This is a genomic window from Cobetia sp. BMC6 (genome assembly GCF_029991385.1).
GTDB lineage: Bacteria > Pseudomonadota > Gammaproteobacteria > Pseudomonadales > Halomonadaceae > Cobetia.
This window is the reverse complement of sequence record NZ_JAKUMF010000001.1, coordinates 178,265-204,062: the sequence shown is the minus strand read 5'-3', so window position 1 is coordinate 204,062 and position 25,798 is coordinate 178,265. Positions and strand designations below refer to the sequence as shown.

Genomic DNA, 25,798 nt, shown 5'->3' with positions numbered 1-25,798 from the left:
CAGGGTTCGGACAACGCGTGCAGGGAGTCGTGGCCAGCCAAGGCGTCAGCTGACTGACGTGGCGTTGGTTCGGCGTCAGGGACCGACCCCGGGCCTTGAGGCCTGGCACGATTCGAATCGGTGAATTCTACAGGTCACGATCAGGCATTATGGTGCCAAGAAGGAAACAGTGTGATGTCACTGAGCTCATCCTGACCATGCAGATACTGTCTTGCATGCCACACAGTATAGCGTTTCACGCCTTGTCATCGGCAGATGTTTGCATGACATCGGTCCGCCCAGGGACAGGGACGGTAGCGGTCGAGGACGATGGCAACGCCCCAGCACGAGGGCTCCCGCGAAAGCATATGACTGGCTGGTATGGATGAGAGTGTCGCAGACGCGTCTGACAGCGGCGTTTCCGGCATCTGTACTTTTATGAGAATAAAGTGAAATGTAGCGAGAGTCCTAATGTAGCGAGAGTCCTCATGCAGGACGTTCCGCCCATGGCCAGCACCGGGGGCAGGAACAGCAAGAACAACGACAATAACGATTGCCAGCATGAGGATCTGACATGCAACTGAACTGGAAGGCAACGATCGCGTTGGCAGCGCTGATACTCGCCATCAACACCGGGGCGCGCCAGGCGATGGGCTTCATGCTGCCACCGATGGCCAGCGAACTCACCTGGGGCATGGGAAGTCTGTCATTCGCGCTTGCCATCCAGAATCTGGTCTTCGGCCTGGCCGCGCCCATCGCCAGCAAGCTGTCGGATCGCTTCGGCACCCTCAGCGTCTTTCTGGTCGGCAGTCTGTGTTACGCGGTCGGCATGGGCGTCACCGCCCTCTGGCCGACCCCGACGGTGTGGATGCTGGGCGCGGGCGTACTGGCCGGCATCGGCATCGGGGCGACCACCTTCCCGCTGGTGCTGGCTGCCGTCACTCGCGTGGTCCCCCTCCAGCATCGTGGCATCGGGCTGGGCATCGCCTCGGCCGGCGGCTCCTTCGGGCAGCTGATCTACTCGGTCGCGACTCCGATGCTGGTGCTGATCGACTGGAAGATCGCCATGCTGGCGCTTGGCGCCAGCTGTCTGCTGCTGATTCCCATGGCCCTGCCGTTGCTGCGTCGCCCGTCGGCCGGCAGTGAGACACAGGCGGAGGATGTCCCGAGCCAGGGCCCGCTTCTGCAGGACCGGCGCTTTCTGGCGCTGGCCGGCGGCTTCTTCGTCTGCGGCGTGCATGTCGCCTTCATCGCCACCCATCTGCCCAATTTCGTGGTCGCCTGCGGGCTGCCCTTGAACGTGGCCGGCAATACGCTGGCGATCATCGGCGCGCTCAATATCGCCGGCACCATCCTGTTCGGGGCCTGGGGCGGCCGCCGCCACCCGCCGCAGCTTCTGATACTGATCTACGTGTGTCGCGCTGCGCTGGTGATGGCGATGGTGGTCATTCCCCCCAGCAGCGCCCTACTGTATGTCTTCGGTGCGATCATGGGTGTGCTGTGGCTATCGACGGTGCCGCTGACCAGCCAGGCCGTCGCGCTCTACTTCGGCCAGAAACGTCAGGCCTTCGTGTTCGGCATGGTGCTGGCCGCCCACCAGGTCGGTGCCTTCCTGGGAGCCTGGGGCGGTGGTGTGGTCTATCAGCTGACCGGCAGCTACGACCTGTTGTGGATCGCCAGCGCTATCTTCGGCCTGCTGGCCGCGCTCGTGCACTGGCCGGTGCGCCGCGAGCCCAAGCGCAGGGTGCAGCCACAGCTGGCTTGAGTGGCGCCACGGCTTCCACTTATCAAGCCTCAGACCTCTGATCACACCTTCACAACGACACAGCCCCACCGGCGAGACCGATGGGGCTGTGTCGTTCATGGCGTCAGCGGGGGCGATCAGCGCTGGAAGGCGTAGACATTGCCGACCTTCAACAGCCGCGTCAGCTCATCCAGTGCCACCAAGGTTTCCTCGGCCAGCTGCGGATCGGCAAGGTCTGCCGGCGTCAGGCTGTCACGGTAGTGACGCTTGACCCAGGCACCCAGCTCGGCATGCAGCGTATCGCTCATCATCACGCGCCCGGACAGCGCGGCGCGCTCGGCGTCGCTGAGTACCACGCGCAGACGCAGACAGGCTGGGCCACCGCCATTGCGCATGCTCTGCTTCACGTCCTTGACCAGCACTTCGCCGATCGGGTTCGGGCCGGCCAGAATCGCATTCTGCAGCGCGTTCCACACCGCCTCGTTCTCCTGACACTCGCCCGGCACCACCAGCGTCATGCTGCCATCGTCGTTGGAGAGCAGCTGCGAATTGAACAGATAGGACGACACGGCATCCTCGAGACTGACGGCTTCCAACGGCACGCGGATCGGGATCAGCGGCGTGGACAGCTTGGCGCGAAGCTCGTCGAGCACCGCCTCCTCATTGCGGAAGGCCAGCTCGTGATAGAACAGCACCGGGCCATTGCCCACCGCGATGACGTCGTTGTGGAAGACACCGGCATCGATGGCCTCCGGATGCTGCTGGGCGAACACCACCTGGTCTTCGCTCAGACCATGATGACGCGCGACGGCCTGACTGGCTTCCAGCGTCTGACGCGCCGGATAGCGACGCGGTTCGACGCCATCACCGCCGAAAGCCTGGCGGCCGTAGACGTAGAGATGCACGCCAGGTCCGCCGTGGCCATCGCACAGCCGCGTATGGTTGGCGGCGCCCTCATCGGAGAAGGCCGGCGTCGCGGGCAGCGCGGGGTGATGCGCGAAGTGGCCATCGTCGGCGAAGATGGCACCCAGGATGCGCCCGGTGGTCGCGGGTTCCAGGTAGCGGTGGAAGCTGGACTGCAGGTTGGCCGGCGTGAAGTGCACACGGCCATCACCACTGTCGCGTGACGGCGTGACGGTGGCGGCGTTGGCGGTCCACATGCTGGAGGCAGAACACACCGCGCGCAGAAGCTGCGGGGCCTGCTCGCTGGCCGCCTTCAACACCTGGGCGTTGCTGCCGGTGAAGCCGAGGTCACGCAGTGCCCCAAGGTCCGGGCGCTGCTGCGGCAGCAGAATCCCCTGTGCATACCCCAGGTCCGCCAGCGACTTCATCTTGTCGAGGCCCTGCAGCGCGGCTTCGCGCGGGTTGGAGGCCAGCCCGCCGTGGCGCATCGAGGCCACGTTGCCATGCGCCAGACCGGCGTAGTTGTGGGTCGGGCCGACCAGGCCATCGAAATTGATCTCTTGATACGAAGTATCGGACATGAAGGTCTCCTGCCACGACGCCTTGCCAGCTCAGCAAACAGGCACGGCGGGCGTCGTGGTCAACAATGGGTAAGCGGCAGCGGTGCCCGAATGGACGGCCTTACAGACGGATACCGGCCGGCAGGTTCGCGGGCAGCGCCAGCTCCTCGGCTTCCATCGAGGCGACCGGATAGCTGACATAGTCGGCGGCGTAATAGGCACTGGGGCGATGGTTGCCGCTGTCGCCGATGCCACCGAAGGGCGCATCGCCGGAGGCGCCGGTGGTCTGGCGGTTCCAGTTGACGATGCCGGCGCGAATGCGCAGCAGGAAGTCGTCCCAGTCAGCGCGATCGCCACCGATCAGCCCGGCCGAGAGGCCGTAGCGGGTGTCATTGGCCAGCGCGATGGCGTCGTCCCAATCGGCGTAGCGGTGGATCTTGAGCAGCGGACCGAAGAACTCCTCGTCCTCGAGCGCAAGGCCAGTGACATCGATCAGCGCCGGGCTGAGCAGACTGGTGCCCTCTTCCACCTGCTGCATGCGCACGATGACGTTGCCGCCCAGCACTTCGAGATCGTCCTGCGCCTTGAGCAGACCCTCGGCCGCGGCGACGCTTGCCAGGCCGCCATAGAAGGGGGCGTCCTGCGCGAACTGCCCCGCCACCCGCAGCTCACGCAGCGCCGTGGCCAGTGTCTCGATCAGACGATCACCGACCTCGCCCTGCGGCACGATCAGGCGCCGCGCACAGGTACAGCGCTGACCGCCCGAGGCGAAGGCCGACTGGATGATCGCCAGTACCGCAGCGGCTTCATCCTGCACATCGCGCACCACCAGCGGGTTGTTGCCGCCAAGCTCCAGCGCCAGCAGCTTGCCGACCTGACCGGCGAACTGGCGGTGCAGCAGCTTGCCGACCTTGGCACTGCCGGTGAACAGCAGTCCATCGATGCCCTCGGACTGGGACAGGGCCTGGCCGACTTCCGCTGCGCCCTGCACCAGATTGATCACGCCGGCGGGCAGGCCCGCGGCCTCCCAGCACTGCAGGGTGAGATCGGCGGTAGCCGGGGTCAGCTCGGAGGGCTTGAACACGCAGGCATTGCCCGCCAGCAGCGCCGGTACCATGTGGCCGTTGGGCAGATGCCCCGGGAAGTTGTAGGGGCCGAAGACGGCCATCACGCCGTGCGGACGGTGGCGCAGGACTGCCTGGGTGCCCGCGACATCCTTGGCACGCTCGCCGGTACGCTCATGATAGGCCTTCACCGAGATCGCGATCTTGCCGATCATCGCGCCGACCTCGGTGCGTGCTTCCCACAGCGGCTTGCCGGTTTCGCTGGCGATGCTGACCGCCAGCGCTTCGCGGTGCAGCTCCAGCTGATCGCGGAAGCGCTCCACCACCGCCAGACGCGCCTCGAAGCCCAGACGTGCCCAGGCCGGGAAGGCCTGACGCGCTGCCGCGACGGCCTGCTCGACCTGCGCGGCAGTGGCAGCGGCGCCCTGCCACAGACGTGCGTGGGAGACGGGGTCGGTCTTGGTGAAGAATGCGGCCTCGCCCGCTTGCCACGCGCCGTCGATGAAGAGCTGTTGACGCACGTTGAGTGTGGCGGGAGTCGAATTCGTAGTGGTCATGGCATGCCTCATCGAAAGGGCGCGCCGCGCGAGCGACGCTGAACAAGGAGTAACGGGACAGTTGGCGATCTGCCCCGCTGATGGCAAAAGGACGCAAGGCGGTATACGCCTGCGAGTTGGCGCGAAGAAGCGGATGCCCGTGGCGGACGCTTCAGCCGGCCAGCACGCGCAGCGTGTCGCCGCCGGTGACGCCGAGGCGTTCGGCCTCATCACGGTACAGACGCACATGGCAAGCGCCGGAGTCGTCCCGGGTGACGTCATGGCTGATCCAGCTGGCACGGAAGTCGGCCATGCCGGTGGTGGCGGCCATCACAGAGGGACGCTCGCAGGCCGGGGCATCAGATGCGATCACCTCGACACTTGCCAGCTGGCTGTCACGCACGGCGCGCACATCATCGATATAGGCCTCGACCGTCGGGCCGCCATCGAAGATGTCGACGTAGCCTTCCCAGCGCAGCCCTTCCTTCTTGAGCATCGCCACCGCCGGCCGGGTGTGCTCATGCACCTGCCCGATGGCAGCCCGCGCGGGCTCGGAGAGAAACGGCGTATAGATCGGGAACTTGGGCATCAGCTCGCCGATGAAGCTCTTCTGGCCCATGCCGGTGAGGCGGTCGGCCTCATTGAAGTCCATCGGGAAGAAGTGGCTGCCCAGACATTCCCAGAACGGGCTACGCCCTTCAGGTGTGAAGACACCGCGCATCTCGGCCAGTACCTTGTCGGGGAAGGCCGCGCGGAACTGTGCCATGAACAGCCAGCGCACCTTGGAGAGCAGCGCGCCGTTGCGGTCCTTGCGCCAGCCCTCACGCAGGAACAGCGAGCAGACCTCGGCATCACCGGTGTGGTCGGAACACAGCGTCAGCGTATCCAGGGTGCGATGCAGATCGAGCTGCACCGAGGAATGCGCCAGCGAACCGAGGCGATAGTGATAGAACGGCGCATCGGTGCCCACGCAGGCCTCGATGGCACAGCAGCCCGCGATGCTGCCGTCGCGATCATCCTCGAGCACGAAGAAGTAAAGGCGATCATCGCCGGGTTCGCGGCCCTCGAAGGCAGCCAGGGTGCGCTCTATCTTGGCGCTGAGAAACTCATGATTGTCCGGCAGCGAGGTGAAGCCGACACCGGTTTCCCGCGCCAGTACCTTGAGGCCTTCGATATCGTGTCGAGCGATAGGACGAATGCGCATTACAACTCTCCCTCATCCATCGTCGGCAATGGCATCGGCACGGCGAGCACCGCACGCCCCTCTTCCACGCCCAGTACCTCGGCCTGCTGCGGCGTCAGCATCAGCTGGCCGGTCGGCGTCAGGGCATAACGCGCCAGCACGCAGCGGAAATCGCCGAGTCGCTGGTTGGCTACCATCGCCGGCACTGCATCCGGCAGGCTTTCCTGCGGACGGATACGCACCGGATGCCAACCGCACTGCTTGAAGGTGTGCAGACGCTCGCACTCCGCCAGCAGCAAGGGGCCGGCATCGAAGATGTCGACATGACGCGAGCGCGAGAAACCCTCGGCGAGCATCTCCTGCATGGCGTACTCATGGCGCGGATTCTCACGCCCGATGGCGGCGCGCGCCTGGGGCGTGAGCAGCGGCAGATAGAGCGGGAACGGCGGCATGACCTCGGCGATGAAGCTCTTGGAGCGCACCCCGGCCATCTGATTGATTTCATTGAAATCACGATCAAAGAAGTGCTGGCCGACGCTGTCCCAGAACGGGCTGACCTGGCGCTCGTCGCGCGTTTCCAGATAGCCCGGGAAGGCCACCGCCAGTTCGGTGGCGAAGCGTTCCGGGTACTGGGCGATGAACATCAGGCGTGCGCGGCGCAACAGGCTGTCCGCATCCGTCTCGCGGTAGCGGGCATCCAGCGACAGCGCGCACAGCAGCGTGGCGTCCGACACCTCATGCGACAGCGACAGCGTCTGCACTTCGTGGCGCACGTTGAGCTGCTGCGAGGCGTGGATCAGCGTTTCCTGACGATAGGTGTAGTAGGCCTCCCGCGCGCCAGCCTCGGCGCGCAGTGAGGCGGTACCGACCACTTCACCGGTATCGAGATCTTCCAGCACGAAGCAGTAGATCTCGTCGCCCGGGAAGTCGATCTCGGCACGAAGGCTCCGCTGGGAGCGCAGAATGCGCTCCTCGAGGCGATCACGATGTGCCGGTAGATTGGTCAGGCGAGGCGTGGCCGTGGCCGCGAGCCGCTCGAGAGCGAGCAGATCGCGGCTTTCGGCAGGCCGCACCACCAGCATCGGGGCACTGCTCATGGCGCTGCTCATGCAGATGCAGAGGCGGCGACGAAGTTCGCCACGGCGCGGTCGAGCTTGTCGAGACCGCTCTGGATCTCCTCTTCGCTGATCACCAGCGACGGTGCCAGACGCAGCACGTCAGGACCGGCGATCAGCACCATCAGACCTTCTTCCATCGCCAGGTTGAGAATGTCCTTGGCACGCCCTGCGTAGTCCGGCGCCATCTGGGCACCGATCAACAGACCCATGCCACGTACTTCCTTGAAGACACCGTGACGCTTGGCGATGCCTTCCAGACCGTTGCGCAGCAACTCGTGGCGGTGGGCGACGCCCTCGAGCACTTCCGGCGTGTCGATGGTCTCGAGCGCCGCCAGACCCACGGCACATGCCAGCGGGTTGCCGCCGTAGGTGGAGCCGTGAGTGCCGATGGCCATGGCCGGTGCGATGCGATCGGTGGTCAGCATGGCGCCCAGCGGGAAGCCGCCGCCGATGCCCTTGGCGGTGGTCAGGATGTCCGGCACCACACCGAAGTGCTGGTAGGCGTACAGGTGGCCGGTACGGCCGGCACCGCTCTGGACTTCATCGAAGATCAGCAGCGCATCGTGCTGGTCGCATAGTTCACGCAGTCCTTCCAGAAAGGCCTGCTCGCCCGGGATGATGCCGCCCTCGCCCTGCAGCGGCTCGACGATGATCGCGCAGGTGTCATCGCCCATCAGCTCGCGCACGGAGTCGAGATTGTTGAATTCGGCGTGCTGGATACCGCCCGGAATCGGTCCGAAGCCCTGGGAATACTTGGGCTGACCACCGACGCTGACGGTGAAGAAGGTGCGGCCATGGAAGGACTGACGGAAGGAGATGATCTTGTCCTTCTTCTCGCCATGGGTGTCGTGGGCGAAACGACGCGCCAGCTTGAGGGCGGCCTCGTTGGCCTCACCACCGGAGGAGCAGAAGTAGACCTTGTCGGCGAAGGTGCGCTCGGTCAGCGCCTTGGCCAGCGCCAGTGCCGGCTCGTTGGTGTAGACATTGGACAGGTGCCAGACCTTGTCGGCCTGGTCCTTGAGCGCCTTGACCAGCGCCGGGTGGCAGTGACCCAGCGAGGTGACGGCGATGCCACCGGCGAAGTCGATGTACTCGCGACCTTCCTGATCCCACAGACGGCTACCCTCGCCGCGTACCGGAATGGCAGCCTGGGGTGCGTAGTTGGGCACCATGGCATGGTCGAAATCGGCACGGGTCAGCTGGGTCATCGTCTCTTCCTCATCGCGGGGTCTTGGCGTGGCCGACCGATGATCGGCAAGCCACGGGTCATGACACTCGAGTATAGGGAGGCGAGATGACAAAGACTTTCAGCGAAAGGACGACGACTTATGTCAGGAGGCGACTTTTGTCATCCAGGTAAGGTGTCAGGCCTGCAGCATGAGACGTTCGTCGCGGGGGCTGCGCCCGAAATGGTTGCGAAACGCCGTGGAGAAGTGAGCGGCGCTGGAAAAGCCGGTGGCCAGCGCGATCTCGCCGATCGGCTGATCGCTCTCGCGCAACAGCTGGCGCGAACGCGCCAGGCGCAGATCCAGATAGTAACGGCTGGGCACCGCCTGCAGATGCTTCTTGAACAGCCGCTCGAGCTGACGCCGCGAGATACCGAGGTGCTCGCCGATCTCGTGGGTAGAGAGCGGCTCCTCGATATTGGCCTCCATCAGCGTCACGGCCTCCACCAGTGGCTGCGGCGCATGGGCGAAACGGTTCTTGAGCGGCACGTGCTGTGGCTCGTCCGCCAGCCGGATGCGCTCGCAGACGAAGTGCTCGGAAACCTTCTCGGCCAGCGCGCGACCATGCTGCTGGGCGATCAGCGTCATCATCATGTCCATCGCCGCGGTACCACCGCCGCAGGTGACACGATCGCGGTCCAGCTCATAAAGCTGATGGGAGACGTTGACCTGCGGGAAGTCGCGACGGAAGGATTCGGCGCGCTGCCAATGAATCGTCGCACGATAGCCATCGAGCAGCCCGGCACGAGCCAGCTCGCGGGTGCCGGTGGAGATGCCGCCCAGCATCACGCCACGTTCGGCCAGACGCTTGAGCCAGGCCAGCAGCGCGGGATTCGAGGCCACCTCCTGCGGGCCCGCCTCCCCCGCCGGCTGAGCGCCGCACACGAACAGGGCGTCCAGATGGCGCGAATCACTGGCGACCAGACTGTCCGGCGAGAGGCTCAAGCCCGCCGCGGACGCCACGCCACGCCCGTCAAGCGCGAAGGTGACGGCCCGATAGAGTGTCTGCCCCGCGAGCTGATTGGCCACTTGCAGGGGCTCCAGCGCACAGGCCTGGGACAACAACGAGAAGCCGGGCAGCAGCACGAAGCCTATCTGGCGTTGCTGGGCCTGGGGAGAAACCAGTGAATCCACGGGCATGAGTATGGCGCTGAATCCGTCGGGTAGAAGGTGAGTCAAACGAGCGGTGGATGTCGGTGGATATCAAAGTCATGCCACCAGACTGCCATCAGAGTGCCGCCATATTGTGCCATGCCTGCTACGCCAATGCCTGACCAGCGCCCCAGAGACAGCACCACAAAGGCTGTGCAAACGACAACGCCACCCCGAAGGATGGCGTTGTCGTGCATCAGAGCTTTTATCCGTGCTTACATCTGCACGACATCGAACTCGACATCGGTGGCAACATCGGCATCGTAGTCGACGTCGTCACGGGTGAAGCCGAACAGCTTCAGGAATTCCTGCTTGTAGCTGGCGTAGTCGGTGATGTCGAACAGGTTGTCGCTGGTGACCTGCGGCCACAGTTCCTGACAGGCCTGCTGGACGTCGTCTTTCAGCTCCCAGTCATCAAGACGAAGACGGCCGGACTCGTCGGTGGCGATCTCGTCTTCGCCATAGAAGCGCTCGGCGTAGAAGCGGTTGAGCTGCTCGATGGTGCCTTCGTGCAGGCCCTTCTCCTTCATGATCTTGTAGACCATGGAGATGTAGAGCGGCATGACCGGGATCGCGGCGCTGGCCTGGGTGACCACGGACTTGAGCACGGCCACGTGGGCACGACCGCCCTTGGCGGACAGCTTCTCGTGGATGCTGCCGGCGGCGCGATCCAGATCTTCCTTGGCGCGCCCCAGCGCACCGTGCCAGTAGATCGGCCAGGTGATCTCGGTGCCGATGTAGCTGAAGGCGACGGAGCGGGCGCCCTCCGCCAGCACGCCAGCCTCATCCAGCGCCTGCATCCACAGCTCCCAATCCTGACCACCCATCACGGTGACGGTATCTTCGATTTCCTGCTCGGTGGCCGGCTCGACCTCCGCTTCGATGATGGTGTCCTTGTTGGTGTCGATGGCGGTCGCGCGGTAGGTCTCGCCGATCGGCTTGAGCACGGAGCGCTTCACTTCACCGCTGTCCGGCAGCTTGCGCACCGGAGAGGCCAGCGAGTAGACGACGAGGTCGACTTCGCCCATGTTGGCCTTGATCAGCTCGATGGCCTTGGCGCGTGTCTCATGCGAGAAGGCATCGCCATTGATGGCCTGGCTGTAGAGGCCTTCCTGCTTGGCGAACTTGTCGAAGGCGGCAGAGTTGTACCAGCCTGCGGTGCCGGCCTTCTTCTCGGTGCCCGGCTTCTCGAAGAACACGCCCAGAGTATCGGCGCCATAACCGAAGGCTGCCGTGATGCGTGCCGCGAGGCCATAGCCGCTGGAAGAACCGATCACCAGCACCTTCTTCGGACCACCGTCACGCTTGTCACCGACTGTCTTGCGGGTGATGGCGATCTGCTCGGCGACATTCTGCTCGCAGCCCTTGGGATGTGTGGTGGTGCAGATGAAGCCACGAACCTTGGGTTTGATGATCACGTAAAGAACCTCGTTTGCTGTTGGCCCGGCGTGTACCCGCCGATGCGATACTCGCTTCACGCTGACAGCAGGCAATGGCCGTCCCTGGATGGTGAAGCGTATCGTGAAATAGGGCGTTCGAATCCCGTAAAGCAGGCTCAGTGCCAGCTCATGGGCGCTATTCTAGCGGCTGTCGGCGACGCTGTCCGCCCTGCCGTCATGATCCGCCATCTGCCTGCATATCACTGGAGCCGGCCGCGGCGGCTGCCGTATCATGTAGGCCTTTTCACGTACTGCCATTCCACTGCCGTCCTGCATTCGCCGCTGGTTGCCAGCCGCACTGTCCGACAGGCTCTGCCCAGGATGTTTTCATGAACGATCAGAACGCTCACCTCGCCCCCGATGTGGCCGCCCTGCTCGAGCGCCGACAGGACATCTGGCTGGCGCTGTCTCCACTGTGGCTGGAACGCGAACCGCGTGAAGCCGAGTATCAGCACATGGCAGAAGTCGTCGAAGCCCAGGGGCTGAGCTTCCAGGAACTGGAAAAGCTCTATCGGCTTGAGATGGCCCCGGTACTGGTGCGAGAACAGGTCAGCATGACACCCAATTTCAAGGGCTTCGATGACAGCCAGCTGTTGTCGCGCCTGCTGCAGCATACGCATCGTCTGACGCGTGGCCGGCGCATGTTCTGGCTGCTGTTTTCGGGGCTGGCCACGATGCCGAGTCGCCATCGCTACGGGAATCTGCTCGAGATCCTGCACCTGCGCGGCAACACGCCCCGCTAGCGCGCCCCGCAATCTGCACGGGGAAGCCTGACGAGGGCTCTGGCCTGCAACGCCTGAATGGCAAGACACCCCGCGACCGGAAGGTCACGGGGTGTCCTGTAGTGCTCAACTAGTGCCTGGTGGAGCTCAACCGCCATTCCTCGAGGGGCTGACGACGCCAGGCTCATGGCCGTTTGTGGCGCGGCACTCTCAGCACCCCTTGTGCGCGGCGCTTCTGCCAATCAGACAGACTTGAAAGGCCGCGGCTGTCGCTGATGCGCTTGCCCCCTTCCAGACGTTTGCTCATCCACAGCGCACTGCCATTGAAACTGTAGATAGGCAGCAGGTCCGTACGCTCACTGGCCGGCAGGATGGAACTGTTCAGGTTGTCCAGTACATCAGGATTGCGCGTATTGACGCCCTGATAGGTCACGACCATGTGGAACTGGTTGAGGCTGAGCGCCTTGACGTAGTGCAGACGCAGGCGGTCTTCCGGTACGCCAAGCTCGCGTAGAGTCAGGTACTTGGCCATGGCGAAGTCGTCGCAATCACCGGCCCCTGCCCCCAGAAACTCCTGCGGCGTCGCCCAGTAATCGGTCGCTCCCCAGACGCTGAGATCATCGGTGAAGTCGAGACGATTGAAGAAATCGTTCACTTCGCTCAACTGACGCCTGACCGGCGCGCCCTCCAGACGCTGCAACAGTTGCTGCCATTGCTGCACACGATTCCAGCCACCTGTCCCGTAGATCTGGATGAACTGGCGGGAGTCCACCGCCTGTGCCAGACCCGCACCGAGCGACAACGCCAACAGCACCCCGACCGCAAGACCCTCCCACCAGCGGCGATGATTCATGTCGAGGCACCCTGAATGTCACTTAGCGAGGCATATCTTCTGCTGGATTGGCGAGCCTTGCCATGACATCGACTGCCGGTGACACGAAGCCCTGATAGCCATCTGCGCCCAGCGACATCGCCCGCACCTGATCCGCCTCGGATTCGACGCGGGTCACGATGACCTGCGACTCGACCTGATGCGCCGTCATGCACAGACTCTGCAGCAGCTCGGTGTCGACGTCTTCGCGCTTGAAGAACGCCTGGTCGATCTTGACGTAATCAGGCCGCAGCGCCGACAGATAGCTGAGCTCCTTCAGCTCTCGGGCGAAGCGGTCGATGCCGCCCCGCGCACCCAGTTGACGAGCATGTCGGAACAGCATCTTGATACGCTCCTGATGTCTGAGGGCGATGCTTTCGGATACCTCGATATCCAGACGCTTGCACAGACGCGGATGCGCCGCCAACCAGTTGAGCAGGCCAATATAACTGGCTTCATCGTCGAAGGTTTCTTCGGTCAGGTTGAGCGCCAGTCTTGGCACATCAATCCTGTCGATATAGGACGCCAGCCACTCCAGAGCGCGCAGATCGAACTGCGCCCCCATGCGGAAATGGCGAATCACGGGCAGGAAGTCACCCGCACGATGCAGTTCATCGCCATCGCGCAGACGGGCAAACAGCTCGCGGTGCAGCTCGCCGCCATCATTGAGCAACACTGGCTGAGCGACGAAATCGAGCCCCTTGGGGGCGTCCAGAGCCTTTTCGATGATCTCGCGCCATTCGCCTCGCGGACGTGCACGGCCGCCCGCAGGGGCCAGCTCCACGCCAGACCCTTGCTCGATAGCCTGGCGAAGCGTGGCATCTGCAACGGCAAACATCTGGGTACGCTGCATGCCCGGCTCACGCCGAACGGCGCCAATGGCACAGTTCTCCGGCGGAATATCCACCAGCGGATTGGCATCCAGCAGGTGGTCGATATCCTCCGCCAATAGCGTGAGAAATTCCTGAAGCCGAGTCTCATCGGTTTCCGGCAGCAACAGACCGAAATCACTATTGGCCAGGCGCGCGGCGATGATCGCCTCACCCGCCAGTTCACGATCTTCCAGTTTGCGCGCAATGGCTTTCACCAGAGCATCACGCCCCTTGTAGCCCTGCTCGCGATACACCACCTCGATATGCGACACACGCAGCAGCGCGAAGCTGCCACCCATCGGCTCGCTCAGCCACTCATCGACCGCTCGGTTCAAATAGCCCCGGTTGCCAAGCCCCGATACCGAGTCTTCTTCCGCCTGGCGCTGCAGACGCGCCAGCTGCGCGGCCTGAGCCTCGAACTGGGTCTGAAGGCGCTGTCCCAGACGATTGACCGCCGAGGTAATGCCCTTGAGCTCCGCCACGCTGGTCTCCTCCAGCGGCGCGTCGAAGCGCTGCGTCTCCATCTCATTGAGGCGAGACGAAAGGCGCTCCAGCGGGCGCAGCAGACGGCGCATGACCAACGAGGCAACCAGCAGCGTGATCAGGCCGCCCAGCAGCAGCCAGAGCGCCAGACGCTTGGCCAGCTGCCAGAGCTGATCGTAGCCCTGGGCAGATTCACCGGTCAGGCTGATCGTGCCCAACGACGCCCAACCACCGGGCAGCTCTCGGCTCGCCGATTCCACCGGCATGGGAATCAGGTCACGAAACCACTCCGGTGCCAGACTCTCGCGCACGACATTGAAAGCGATGGGCGTCGCGATGGCCACGCTCTCCAGCCTTGCATCGCGCACATGACCACCATCCACCGTGGCACGGATCAGGGCTTCGGCACTGGCGGCATCGCCAAGCTCTACATGTGGCACCAGCGCGAGACTCAAGCTCTGGGCGAGATTCGAGAGTTCGACGCGTTGTCGTTCGGCCAGTGCATCACGGGTGTTGTTGACCTGGATGAAGAAGATACCGAGGGAGAACCCCAACAATACCAGCAACATCAAGGTAAACAGGCGGCGCGAAAGACTCATCTGATTTCCTCATCAACCATCAGCATGGCAGCAGCGCTTCCAGAGTTCGGGAGCGCCGTGGGTGGCTTAACCCTGTTGTTGGACGGGGACGGCAACACTCATGGAATCCAGCAGAGCGCCGGTCGCCGACAGCAGGCGATAGTTGGCGGTTTCCAGATCAAAACGGGCGCGAATCAGGTTCTGTTGAGAGGTGAACAGCTCACTCTCGCTATCCAGAAGGTCCAGCAATGTGCGACGCCCGATATCGAATTGCTTGCGATAACTCTCGCGAGTATCAGTCGCGGCACGCACATAACTTTCCAGGTAATCGATCTGGCGCTTGAGGTTCTCGCGGGCATTCCATGCCAGACGAATCTCGTCACGTACATCGCGCATCACGCGATCATTGTCGTGCTCGACCGCTTCCAGCGCTGCCTGACGACCGCGGATCTCGGATTGATCGCGGCCACCACGATACAGGTTGTAGCGCATGACCAGTTCGACGCTCCAGTCGTCTGACTTGCTCTTGTCCTGGTCATAATCATTGTCCAGCGTGCGATTGCCCTCGAGACTGAACTCGGGGTAGTTATCCCCCTTCTCGGCATTCACTTCATGGCGCGCAGCATCAATGGAGACCCGTGCCGCCGCCAACAGCGGGTTGCGCTGATTGGCCTGCACGTAGGCGCTCTCGACATCCTCGCTGAGCAGGCTGGTGTCGATACCCGGCATGCTGAGGTCCGACGGCATCTCACCCACCAGACGCAGATAGGCAGAGCGGGAATCCTCGAGATTGTTGATCGATGACAGCACGCTGGCTTCGGCATTGGCCAGACGACCATCCACCTGACGCACGTCACTGCGCGCACCAAGGCCGGACTCCGCACGCCGCCCGATATCATTCGAGATGCGGCGGTGAGCCTCGAGATTGGCTTGTGCGTACTTGAGAATCAGCTCATCACGCATGACCTGCAGATAAGCGCCGGCCGTATCCAGCGCGATGTCATTGGCCTCGGCCGCGACCTGCAGGCGCTGGTAATCCGCCTCTGTCTCGGCCTGGCGAATGCGCTCGATTGTCGTGTTGCCGTCCCAGAGCAGCTGACGGATGGTCAGATCAAGACGTGTGTAATCGTGCCAGTCGTCATCATCATTGACACCGTCATCTTCCGAGTCGAACTTGCCATAACCCAGACGACCGGTCAGATCCACCGTCGGGCGATACGCCCCACGCTGGGTTTCCGCTTCTTCGAGTCGCTGTATGTGGCGTGATACCTGAATGCGCGTGCGCGGGTTTTCCATTACCGCTCGGGATACGGCCTCTTCAAGAGTCGCAGCCGAAGCCTGAACGCCAAACCCCATCCCTGCGGCGATGCTCAGCGCCAAGAGTGTCTTTTTCATTATGAGTTACCCTCGAATCCATCAAATCCTTGATCAACGTTCACGCAAGGCACCTTGCCTGGCGCGCAGAATCGGCTTCATCAAATATTGCAGTACGGTCTGATTGCCAGTGATCACATCGACACTGGCCTGCATGCCCGGAATGATCGTGAGCGGATCCGAGTCACTTCCAAGGTGGTTCTGCTCCGTCAGCACCTTGATCTCGTAGAAACTGTTGCCTTCCTCATCCTGCACAGTATCCGCACTGATCTGATCGACCTTGCCTTCCAATCCACCGTAGATGGTGAAATCGTAGGCAGATAACTTGACGACCGCCGGCTGTCCGATTCTCAGGAAGCCGATGTCCTTGGGAGCGACTCGCGCCTGAACCAGTAGCTGATCCTCGATGGGCACGATCTCCATCAGGTCTTCCCCGGGCTCGATGACGCCGCCTATGGTATTGATATTCAGCGTCTTGATGGCGCCCTGAACCGGAGAGGTCACCAAAGTACGATCGAGTCGGTCCTGAAGACTGGTGCGCCCCTCACGCAAGCGACCTAGATCCGCCTGGGTCTTGGCGAGTTCTTCCGCGGCACGTGAGCGGAATTCCTGCGCGACGCCGACCCGATTCGAGATGGCTTCATCCAGCTCCGATTGCTTGCCCGGCACGGCCAGGCGCGCCGATTCAAGATCGCCCCGCAGGTCGTTGACCTCACGCTGGATCTTGAGAAGGTCTACCTGAGAGACCACGCCTTCACGCACCAGCGGGGCCGTCATGCCCAGCTCGCGACGCGACAGTTGATAGCTGCGCTCAAGACTGTTGATGCGCGACCTCAACTCACGCAACTCCTGCTCTTTCTGCAGAATCTGCTCACGCGCGCCATTGAGGCCACTGTTGAGCTGATTCAGATGCGTGCGATATGCCGTCATCGCACGCGACACCAGAGCGGGACTACGCGCCTTGAATTCTTCATCGAAGGGCAACTCGATATTCTTCACGATCACCTGATCCTTCCAGGCGTCCGCGGAGGCGTTGACCTCGATGGACTCAAGCTCGGTATCGTACTGAATGATGGTGGCCTGCAGGCCATCGAGGGTCGAGACACGCTCACGCAGATCGGAACCTGCACTGGTGTCGTCGATACGCAGCAGTGGCTCCCCCGCCGAGACGACTTGACCTTCCTTGATATAGATCTCGCGCACGATACCGCCTTCCAGGTTCTGGACAACCTGCAGGTGCGTCGAGGGTACGACCTTGCCGGAGCCGCGAGTGACGACCTCCAGACTCGCCTGGCTGGCCCAGATGATGAAGACGACCACGAATGCGAGCACCATCCAGATCAGGATGCGCGACTTCCAGGGGGTCGCCAGCAAGACAGCTGAACTGACATCGTCGAGATGGTGAAGGTCACGCTGCTCAATCGGTGCCTTAGCCACGATTCACCTCCTGCTTGCGCCCGGCGACTCGGCCTTCATTCAAGGCGCTCAGCACCTGCTGCTTGGGCCCATCGGCGACGATGCGCCCTCCTTCCATGACGATGACGCGGTCTACCACGTCGAGCATGCTGCTCTTGTGGGTGACCAGCACCAGCGTCTGGCTGCGTGGCAGGGACTTGAGCATTCTGCGCAGACGCAGCTCGGCGCGGTTATCCATGTGCGAACCGGGCTCATCGAGCAGCAAGAGCGGGGGACGCATCAAGAGTGCACGTGCCAGCAAGACCGTCTGACGCTGACCGCTGGAGAGCATGCGCCCACCCTCGCCCACCTGACGGTCCAGTCCTTCAGGGTGATGACGAGTGAATTCGGTCACGCCGGAGGCGTCAGCCGCGAGTTCGATCTGTACATCACTGGCGTGTGGTTGGCCGAGGGTGATGTTGTCGCGAATGGAGCCGAAGAACAGTGCACTGTCCTGGCCCGCATGGCCGATATGCCGACGTACGTCGGCGGGATGCAGCTGATTGAGATCCAGCCCATCAATACGAACGCTGCCAGCCGTAGCACGATACAGACCAGAGATAAGGCGCTGCAAAGTACTCTTGCCAGCACCGATACGCCCGATGATCGCGATCCTCTCACCTGGTTCGATGGTCAATGAGATATCCGACACGGCAGGCGGCGTATTCGGCGCATAGGCAAAGCCGACGCGATCGAATTCGATGCGCATCTGCAAGTGCTCGCGGTGAACGTAACGACGATCTTCCGACTCCTCCGGCAATGCCATGATCTGCTCAAGCGCACTCATCGCACTGCGAGTCTGACCGATGCGCGTGATCAACAATGCCAACTGCCCCAGCGGCTGCAACGCACGACCGGACAGCATGACCGCGGCGATCAAACCACCAACAGACAGGCGTGCATCCGCGATCAGATAGACCCCGAACACGACCAGCGCCACCGTGGTGGCCTGTGTCAGCGACATGCTAAGCGAGCTGACAGAAGTCGTCAGGTTACGGCTTTTCACCCCCCAATGCGCGATCTGCCCGACAGCCCGTTCATACCGACGCTGGGTTTCCCCCTGAGCATTGGCCAGCTTGAGGCTCTCAAGGCCGGAGACGGCTTCGACGAGGCGCGCATTGCGCTCCGTCGCCAGGCGAGACCCCTGCTCGATGCTGCTGCGCAGCGGTTTCTGGATCGCCAGACTGTAGACGAGCAGAATCACGAGCGCGGCGAATGGCACCAGAACCAATGGCCCCGCCACGATCCAGATCACCAGCAGGAACAGCAGGGCAAACGGCAGATCGACCAGGGTGGTCAGGGTTGCGGAAGTAAAGAACTCGCGGATCGAATCAAACTCCTGCAAGTGCTTCACATAGCCACCGACGGAGCCGGGTCGCGCTTCCATCCGCAGGTTCATGGTCTTGGAGAAGAGCTTCGAGGTCAGCAACACCTCGGACTTCTTGCCCGCCGTATCCATGAAGTAGGCACGTGTCTGGCGCATCACGAAGTCGAACACCATGATGATCGCCATCCCTGTCGCCAAGACCCACAGCGTGTTGAAGGCCAGATTGGGCACGACCTTGTCATAGGCGTTCATCACGAACAGTGGTGATGCCACGGCAAACAGGTTGATCAATATCGACGCCAGAATCACGTCACGATAGATCGGCCGCGACAGCTTCAGCGTTGACCAGAACCAATGGCCATCACTCTGCTTGAGCGTTTCCGGTGCGCGTTCATCAAAGCGGTGCTCCTGCTTGAGATAGACGACACGCCCATCATGACGCTCAGCCAGTGACTCTATATCGACCAGCTCATCACCCTCGGCCTCAGGCTGATGGATCCTGGCCTTGCCTGCGTCGTTGTCGACCTCCAGCAAGACGACAGCACGCTCTTCCTTGAGTATGAGAATGCACGGCATCAGCATGTCGCTGATGGCCGTGATCTGCTGATTGACCAGTTTGGCACTCAGATTGGCACGTGCCGCGGCACGACTGACAAGTGCCAGGGGAAGACGGCCTTCCTCCATGGGAAGACCATCGACCAGCACTGCTGCAGATCTGGGATTGCCGTGGTAACGCGCCATGAAGACCAGCGCATTGAGAAGGGGATCGCCCTCCCTCTCGCCAACAGGCTCCGGTCTTAATGGCGTGGGTTGATCGCTCAACCTGTCCTCCTTAGTAGGGCACTTCGCAGATGTCTCTACGGCAAAGTCTAATACAGCAAGGGGAGACAGCCTAAGCCATCTCCCCTATCACATCGATTCAGCCGTCAACATTCGTCTTGAGACTGTTGCTGTCGAGCAGAGATTGAATGATCTGCGTATCCGTGTCGCCACCTGATGTCAGGTCGACATCCTGCAGATTGATCTCTTGCGTGATATTGCTGCCATCGGACCCATCGACACTGATCTCGATATTGGTACCACCCTCTCCATCTGACTCGAAGTGCAGGAAGCTCGAGAGCGTATCGGCATCCTCATCAGCCTCCAGCAGATCAGACAGATCGATGACATCGCCATCCGCGACACTGAAGTCGGTGATGGTATCCGTCGCCATGCCGCCTTCGCTATTGATGTCATCACCACCCAGCCACTGGAAGGTGTCAGCACCATCGCCGCCGGTCAGGATGTCATTGCCGGTACCTCCGACCAGAAGATCATCACCCTCACCACCAGAGAGGATATCGTTGCCGGTGCCGCCCCGCAGCGTATCGCTGCCGCTGCCGCCTTCCAGACGATCACTGCCTACACCTCCACTCAAGGTGTCATCGCCAGCCTGCCCGATCAGATAATCGGCATAGAAAGGCCCGTCACCATCGCCGGTCAAAGTATCGTCACCGGAAGTCCCGATCACGACAGCCAACTTGTCGACATCAATGCTGACGCTGGAAGTGTTGGTATCCCCGTCATTGTCGACCGTCACGTAATCGAAGCTGTCCGTGGAGCGCTCGCTGACATTCTCCGGCGGTGTGTAGGAGAAATCACCGCTCCCCAGATTGAACAGCATGCTGCCGCCCAGTTCCGTCGAAATGGTCAGCTCCAGGCTGTCTGCATCGTAGCTGCTGTTGTCGGTGCCAGTGGCAGAAACAGCATTGGTATCCGGATCATAACTGTAGGTCGTGCCATCCACGGTGACCGACTGCAGATAACCGCCATCCGCTCCCAACAGACTGCCATCCACGGAGCTGCCCGAGACAAGCTGACCACTGACCGGTGATTGGACAGTAGCGGCGAGGGTATCGTCGAGATCCTCAAAGCTGGTAACGACAGTGCTATCAAGGTCTTCAACCGCTGAGCCGTCATAGGCAATCGGATCAAGATTGGACTCTGTGACATTGCTACCCAAGCCGATAGCGTAGGACTTGATGCCATTATCGACCAGGAAGTCAGTCCAGATATCCTCTTCATCGTTCGAGATACCGGCATCAGCGCTATACACGAACCCACCGGTAAGGACATTCAATTCCCTAGAATCCCCATCACCATAGTTTGGCTCACCATCGGAGAAGAAATAGGAAATGCTTTGCGCATCTTCCAACGCCCCATCTTGGGAGTAATTCTCGATGGCAGCAGCTAGCGCAGAGTCGTAGTTAGTGACTCCATTGGCAACAAGACTATCCAATATGATTTCAACTTCACCGACGGTCATCCATGCATCTTGCGCTGTGCCAATGGTTGAGAACGTGACCAGATTGATACGTACGTCACCAAAGTCATCGTAGGCCTCAATCAGAGACTTGATGGAATCAATGGCGCTCTGCAGGCGAGTTTCACCATCGATTCCATCAGTTGTATTCATGGAACCTGACACATCAAGAATGATAGTGAGATTTGTGTCCACCAGCGTCGAGGAGAAGCTCTGCGCTTCCTGCTGCTCGGGTGCATCATCCTCGATGCCGATGGTCAGCGTGCCGGTAGAGCTTGCGCCTTCGCTATCCGTTGCGAGCACACCGAAGTCCAGAGACAGGACATCTTCACCATCACCCGAATGATCGACCGCCTGACTCAGAGTGAAGGTATAGGCACCGCTGTCATCGATGGTCACCGTCGCGACTTCATTGCCATCAGCATCGGTTGCCACCATTGACTGGGTACCGCTGCCGGACCAGGCCACCGCACTGCCACCGGAGGTGATGGCCGTGGCAGGAGCCGTCAATACCAGCGACACGCTGTCACTATCGACGTCCGTGACGGAAACCGTACCGGTGACGGTGGTGGCATCGGTGGTATCCGTGAAGCCATCAGCCGCATCACTGTCGGCGATACCGCCTTCGAGCCCTTCTTCACTGACACGGCCTTCAGTCGCAGTCACCACCGGGGCATCGTTCGTCCCCTGGATGGTAATGGTGACATCCTGGGTAGCTGTCGCTCCTGCCGTATCCGTGACAGTGACGGTGTAGGTCAGGACCAGTGACTCGCCTGCAGACAGGTAGTCGAAGCTTTCCCCGGCAGCACTGCTGTCGAAGGACCAGTTGAGCGTACCTCCAGTGCTCTCATCATCGATGATGGCCCCGGTATCCACGCCCAGCAGCGCAAGCAGGTCATCGTTGTCCAGCGTACCGGTGTCTCCAGCACTGGAGACGCCGGTGACGCTCGGCGTCACGATGTTGCTGAGATCCACGTCATCCACCGACAGAGTCCCGCTGGCACTCAGCGGTGAATCCGTCTCCGTCAGGCTGGCGGCGGTACTGTCGCCACTGCTGACACTGATCGCCGGGCCGTCGTTGCGACCATTGATGGTAATCGTCAGAGTGGTGCTGGAGGTATCACCGTCAGCATCCGTGATCACGTAGGTATAGACGTCCGTGACCGACTCACCGACCGCCAGGTACTGCAGGTCGTCGCGTGCTGACTGGTAGCTGTAGGAGCCATCCGCCGCCAGGGTCAGCTCGCCGTGCTCACCCGTGATCACGGCCGCCGCGCCATCGCTCACCGTGACGGTTTCTGATCCAGAAGTGACGGCGGTGACGGTGACCGCATCGGCCCCCAGGGTGTCCGCCGTCGCAGATGAGCCGTTCACCACGTTGCCGGTAACGGCAGCACTACGATTCTCGTTCATGCTGCGGGTATCAGCGTTGGCGATCGGCGCGGTGTCCAGAACGGTGACATCCAGACTGGATGTGGTGCTCTGACCGGCAAGATCCGTCACCACGACAGCGAAGTCGTCAACGACACTGTCATCGCCACCGGCATGATCAGCCGCAGTGCCATCTTCCACATAGCTGTAGGAGACCACTCCGGTGTCGGCATCATAGCCAGTAACGGTCAGTGTCCCTTCGCCATCTGGATTGGAAATCACTACCGGTGTGGTGTTGGCGTCCGTGATATCCACACCAGCGATTGTCACTGCCGCAATACCTGCCGCAGCTTTCACGGTAAAGGTATCGGTGACAGTACCTCCTGTCGCTTCGGTGACCGACTGACCTTCCAGTGAACTGATGACCGGCATTGCATCATCAGTACCGGTGATCACGATATCCACTGTCGTGGTGGAACCATCGCTGAGCTGCACGATGTACTGCTCATTGATCGTGTCGGCAGATGTCAGCCCCTGCACAGCGGCAGTGTCGTTATCCAGCGTATAGGTCCAGCTACCGTCGGCATCGACAGCGAAGGTACCGTAGAGACTGCTGTCGTCAGTGGCCGGCGTAAACGTCGGGGCGTCACTATCGACATCGGTTGCGGTCAGCGTACCTGAAGCTTGTGTCACACCATCTTCGGCCACTGCCCCATCATCTGCACTGATGACAACCGGATCATCGACCGCCGTGACACCCTGGAAGCTGAGAATGGCTTCATCAACTTCGGTGCCATCCGTGATCACATAGGTGGTGTCAGGTACCGGACCGTTGTAATTCTCGCCGGGCGTGAAGGTGAAGGTACCATCGGCATTGATAAGCAGTGTGCCGACTTCGCCAAGATCCGCTGTCTCGCCCGGGTCGTATGTATCGCCGTCAACAGTGAAGCTGACGACGCTCAACTCATCACCATCGGCGTCGACGTCATTGCTCAGGACGTTGCCGCTGACCGGAGTATCTTCCTCGACCAGAATCGGGCCATCGTCATAGGCCACTGGCTTGTCGTTCAAGCCCTGGACATTGATGGTGATGACAGCGGTATCCGAATCCCCATCCGCATCAAGGATGGTGTACTCGAACTCCTCCTTGACCAGATCACCCGCTCCCAACGCCTGGGCACGTACATCATCCAGGTCATAGCTGAAGGTGCCATCGGTATTGAGGGTCAAGCTACCGTAGCTGCCATCGACGGTAACGCTGCCCTCATTGTCTACCAGTGAAGTGCCATCGAGATGCGTGATGGTCACGCCATCAGCGCCCAGCTCATCCTGTCCGCCGCCGACAACACTCGAAATGACATTGGTGTTGATCACCGGCTCACCATCCGGAGACGTATCATCTTCCCGAATGGTGTAGGTATCGTCATTGGCGACAGGCGCGGTATCCAGAATCTTGACATCAAGACTGTCACTGGTGCTCTGCCCAGCCAGGTCAGTGACGACCACGGCGTAGTTGTCGAACACGCTATCGTCACCAGCCGAGTGATCCGCAGCCGTACCATCCTCCACATAGGTGTAGGACACGGTGCCGGAATCGTAGCCCGTGATGGTCAGCGTGCCTTCGTCATCAGTCGCACCCGGGATCACGATGGGGTTATCCACTGACGCCGTAGTGATATCCGTGCCATTGATGGTGACGCTGGCGATGCCGGCATCCGCTTCCACCTGGAAGGTGTCAGTGACAGTGGCACCCGTGGCCTCGGTCACTTCCTTGTCAACCAGCGTGATGACCGGCACTGCATCGGCCGAGCCCGTGATGTTGATGGTCAGCGTGGTGCTGGAATAGTCACCATCGCTGTCTTCCAGCACATAGGTGAAGACGTCTTCCGCCGGCTCACCCTCTGCCAGTGACTGCGTCTTGGTGGTATCCAGAACGTAGGTATAGCTACCGTCACTGTTGAGCGTCAGCGTACCGTAATCGCCCGTGACCGTAGCACTGCCGCCGTCGGCAATTCCGGTATCGTCCAGTTTGCAGACCATGAACGGCGCATCTGCACCCAAGACGTCCTCATTGTCATTGGCACCGTCGATCACGTTGCCCGTGAGCTCATCCGTCGCATCTTCATCAATATCGCGCTCATCCGGCTTGGCCGTCGGCGCGGTATCCAGAATCTTGACGTCAAGACTGTCGCTGGTGCTCTGCCCAGCCAGATCAGTGACGACCACGGCGTAGTTGTCGAACACGCTATCGTCACCAGCCGAGTGATCCGCAGCCGTACCATCCTCCACATAGGTGTAGGACACGGTGCCGGAATCGTAGCCCGTGATGGTCAGCGTGCCTTCGTCATCAGTCGCGCCCGGAATCACGATGGGATTATCCACTGACGCCGTAGTGATATCCGTGCCATTGATGGTGACGCTGGCGATGCCGGCATCCGCGTCCACCTGGAAGGTGTCAGTGACCGTCTCCCCCGTGGCCTCGGTCACTTCCTTGTCAGCCAGCGTGATGATGGGGGCTGCATCGTCCACGCCGGTGATCAGGATGTCGACCGTGGTGGTCGAGCCATCGCTGAGTTCGACGGTGTAGGTCTCGGTAACGGTCTCGCCGGCGGCCAGCGCCTGGGTCTCGGCGGCGTCGTTGTCGAGGGTGTAGCTCCACTCGCCATCGCTGCCGACCGTGAAGCTGCCGTAGACACTGCTGTCATCGGTGGCGGCGACGAAGGTCGGCGCGGTGCCGTCCACGTCGGTGGCGGTCAGCGTGCCGCTGGTGACCAGGGTGCCATCCTCGGTGACTTCGCCGCTGTCATCGGAGATCACGGCGCCGTCGTCCACGCCGGTGATCAGGATGTCGACCGTGGTGGTCGAGCCATCGCTGAGTTCGACGGTGTAGGTCTCGGTGACGGTCTCGCCGGCGGCCAGCGCCTGGGTCTCGGCGGCGTCGTTGTCGAGGGTGTAGCTCCACTCGCCATCGCTGCCGACCGTGAAGCTGCCGTAGACACTGCTGTCATCGGTGGCGGCGACGAAGGTCGGCGCGGTGCCGTCCACGTCGGTGGCGGTCAGCGTGCCGCTGGTGACCAGGGTGCCGTCCTCGGTGACTTCGCCGCTGTCATCGGAGATCACGGCGCCGTCGTCCACGCCGGTGATCAGGATGTCGACCGTGGTGGTCGAGCCATCGCTGAGTTCGACGGTGTAGGTCTCGGTGACGGTCTCGCCGGCGGCCAGCGCCTGGGTCTCGGCGGCGTCGTTGTCGAGGGTGTAGGTCCACTCCCCTGCCTCGTTGACGCTAAAAGTGCCGTAATCATCGCTTTGAGTGCCAGCGACAACATCAGTACTTTCGACATCGACAAGCGCGCCGGAAGCTTCGGTAACGCCATCCTCCGCTACCTCTCCAGAATCGCCGCCAATCAACGCGCCCACGTCATTGCTGGTCGCAGTGTTGCCAGCCGGATCGGTGACCGAGGCCTCAACGCTATACTCGCCTTCGCTCAGCGGTGTCTCAGCGTCGACACTGTAGGTGCCATTCTCGACGGTGGCGGTGA

The 25,798-nt window shown here is 61.7% G+C and carries 15 protein-coding genes; 2 read left to right on the top strand and 13 right to left on the bottom strand.

From position 1 onward, the window contains the following. Positions 1–553: 553 nt before the first annotated feature. A complete protein-coding gene (locus MKZ40_RS00905) occupies positions 554–1,744 on the top strand; it encodes an MFS transporter (RefSeq protein ID WP_175089220.1) in 1,191 nt (396 codons plus the stop codon). A gap of 116 nt (positions 1,745–1,860) precedes the next feature. On the opposite strand, the gene astB is transcribed toward MKZ40_RS00905, so the two are convergent. The 7 genes from astB to fabV all read right to left on the bottom strand — a co-directional run bounded on the left by astB (position 1,861) and on the right by fabV (position 10,883). Beyond that, positions 1,861–3,207: an N-succinylarginine dihydrolase gene (gene astB / locus MKZ40_RS00900; protein ID WP_175089219.1), complete on the bottom strand. Its 1,347-nt coding sequence runs from the start codon at positions 3,205–3,207 to the stop codon at positions 1,861–1,863. Between the two features lie 100 nt (positions 3,208–3,307). Beyond that, positions 3,308–4,807 carry a succinylglutamate-semialdehyde dehydrogenase gene (gene astD / locus MKZ40_RS00895; protein WP_175089218.1) on the bottom strand — a complete coding sequence of 500 codons (1,500 nt, stop codon included), beginning with the start codon at positions 4,805–4,807 and terminating at the stop codon, positions 3,308–3,310. A gap of 151 nt (positions 4,808–4,958) precedes the next feature. Then, positions 4,959–5,990, bottom strand: a complete 1,032-nt coding sequence (gene astA / locus MKZ40_RS00890) for an arginine N-succinyltransferase (RefSeq protein WP_175089217.1) — start codon at positions 5,988–5,990, stop codon at positions 4,959–4,961. Then, positions 5,990–7,051 (bottom strand): arginine N-succinyltransferase, encoded by a 1,062-nt coding sequence (locus MKZ40_RS00885; protein ID WP_043334469.1) that lies wholly within the window; start codon positions 7,049–7,051, stop codon positions 5,990–5,992. The genes astA and MKZ40_RS00885 overlap by 1 nt, the downstream gene beginning before the upstream one ends. A gap of 23 nt (positions 7,052–7,074) precedes the next feature. Further along, positions 7,075–8,295, bottom strand: coding sequence for an aspartate aminotransferase family protein (locus MKZ40_RS00880; protein WP_175089216.1), 1,221 nt, complete (start codon positions 8,293–8,295; stop codon positions 7,075–7,077). Between the two features lie 156 nt (positions 8,296–8,451). Then, positions 8,452–9,453 (bottom strand): GlxA family transcriptional regulator, encoded by a 1,002-nt coding sequence (locus tag MKZ40_RS00875; protein ID WP_175089215.1) that lies wholly within the window; start codon positions 9,451–9,453, stop codon positions 8,452–8,454. Positions 9,454–9,680: 227 nt separating this feature from the next. Further along, positions 9,681–10,883 carry an enoyl-ACP reductase FabV gene (gene fabV, locus MKZ40_RS00870; protein WP_175089214.1) on the bottom strand — a complete coding sequence of 401 codons (1,203 nt, stop codon included), beginning with the start codon at positions 10,881–10,883 and terminating at the stop codon, positions 9,681–9,683. A 350-nt stretch (positions 10,884–11,233) separates the two neighbouring features. Here fabV and MKZ40_RS00865 point away from each other — a divergent pair, with 350 nt between their 5' ends. Then, the gene (locus tag MKZ40_RS00865; protein ID WP_107336043.1) at positions 11,234–11,647 is read left to right on the top strand and encodes a hypothetical protein; all 414 of its coding nucleotides are present in this window, start codon (positions 11,234–11,236) and stop codon (positions 11,645–11,647) included. Between the two features lie 163 nt (positions 11,648–11,810). On the opposite strand, the gene MKZ40_RS00860 is transcribed toward MKZ40_RS00865, so the two are convergent. The 6 genes from MKZ40_RS00860 to MKZ40_RS00835 form a co-directional block, all read right to left on the bottom strand. Beyond that, complete coding sequence (locus tag MKZ40_RS00860; protein WP_175089213.1) at positions 11,811–12,479, bottom strand: transglutaminase-like cysteine peptidase; 669 nt, start codon at positions 12,477–12,479, stop codon at positions 11,811–11,813. Positions 12,480–12,501: 22 nt separating this feature from the next. After that, positions 12,502–14,451: an EAL domain-containing protein gene (locus MKZ40_RS00855; RefSeq protein ID WP_175089212.1), complete on the bottom strand. Its 1,950-nt coding sequence runs from the start codon at positions 14,449–14,451 to the stop codon at positions 12,502–12,504. A gap of 66 nt (positions 14,452–14,517) precedes the next feature. After that, on the bottom strand, positions 14,518–15,825 hold the full coding sequence (locus tag MKZ40_RS00850; RefSeq protein ID WP_175089211.1) for a TolC family outer membrane protein: 1,308 nt from the start codon (positions 15,823–15,825) through the stop codon (positions 14,518–14,520). Between the two features lie 33 nt (positions 15,826–15,858). Beyond that, on the bottom strand, positions 15,859–17,241 hold the full coding sequence (locus tag MKZ40_RS00845) for an HlyD family type I secretion periplasmic adaptor subunit (RefSeq protein WP_175089210.1): 1,383 nt from the start codon (positions 17,239–17,241) through the stop codon (positions 15,859–15,861). Next, entirely contained in the window at positions 17,234–19,408 is a 2,175-nt protein-coding gene (locus MKZ40_RS00840; protein WP_254627048.1) for a type I secretion system permease/ATPase, read from the bottom strand. The genes MKZ40_RS00845 and MKZ40_RS00840 overlap by 8 nt, the downstream gene beginning before the upstream one ends. Positions 19,409–19,505: 97 nt before the next feature. Next, positions 19,506–25,798, bottom strand: a 6,293-nt coding sequence (locus MKZ40_RS00835) for a VCBS domain-containing protein (RefSeq protein ID WP_282627741.1), incomplete at its 5' end; no start/stop codon positions are given.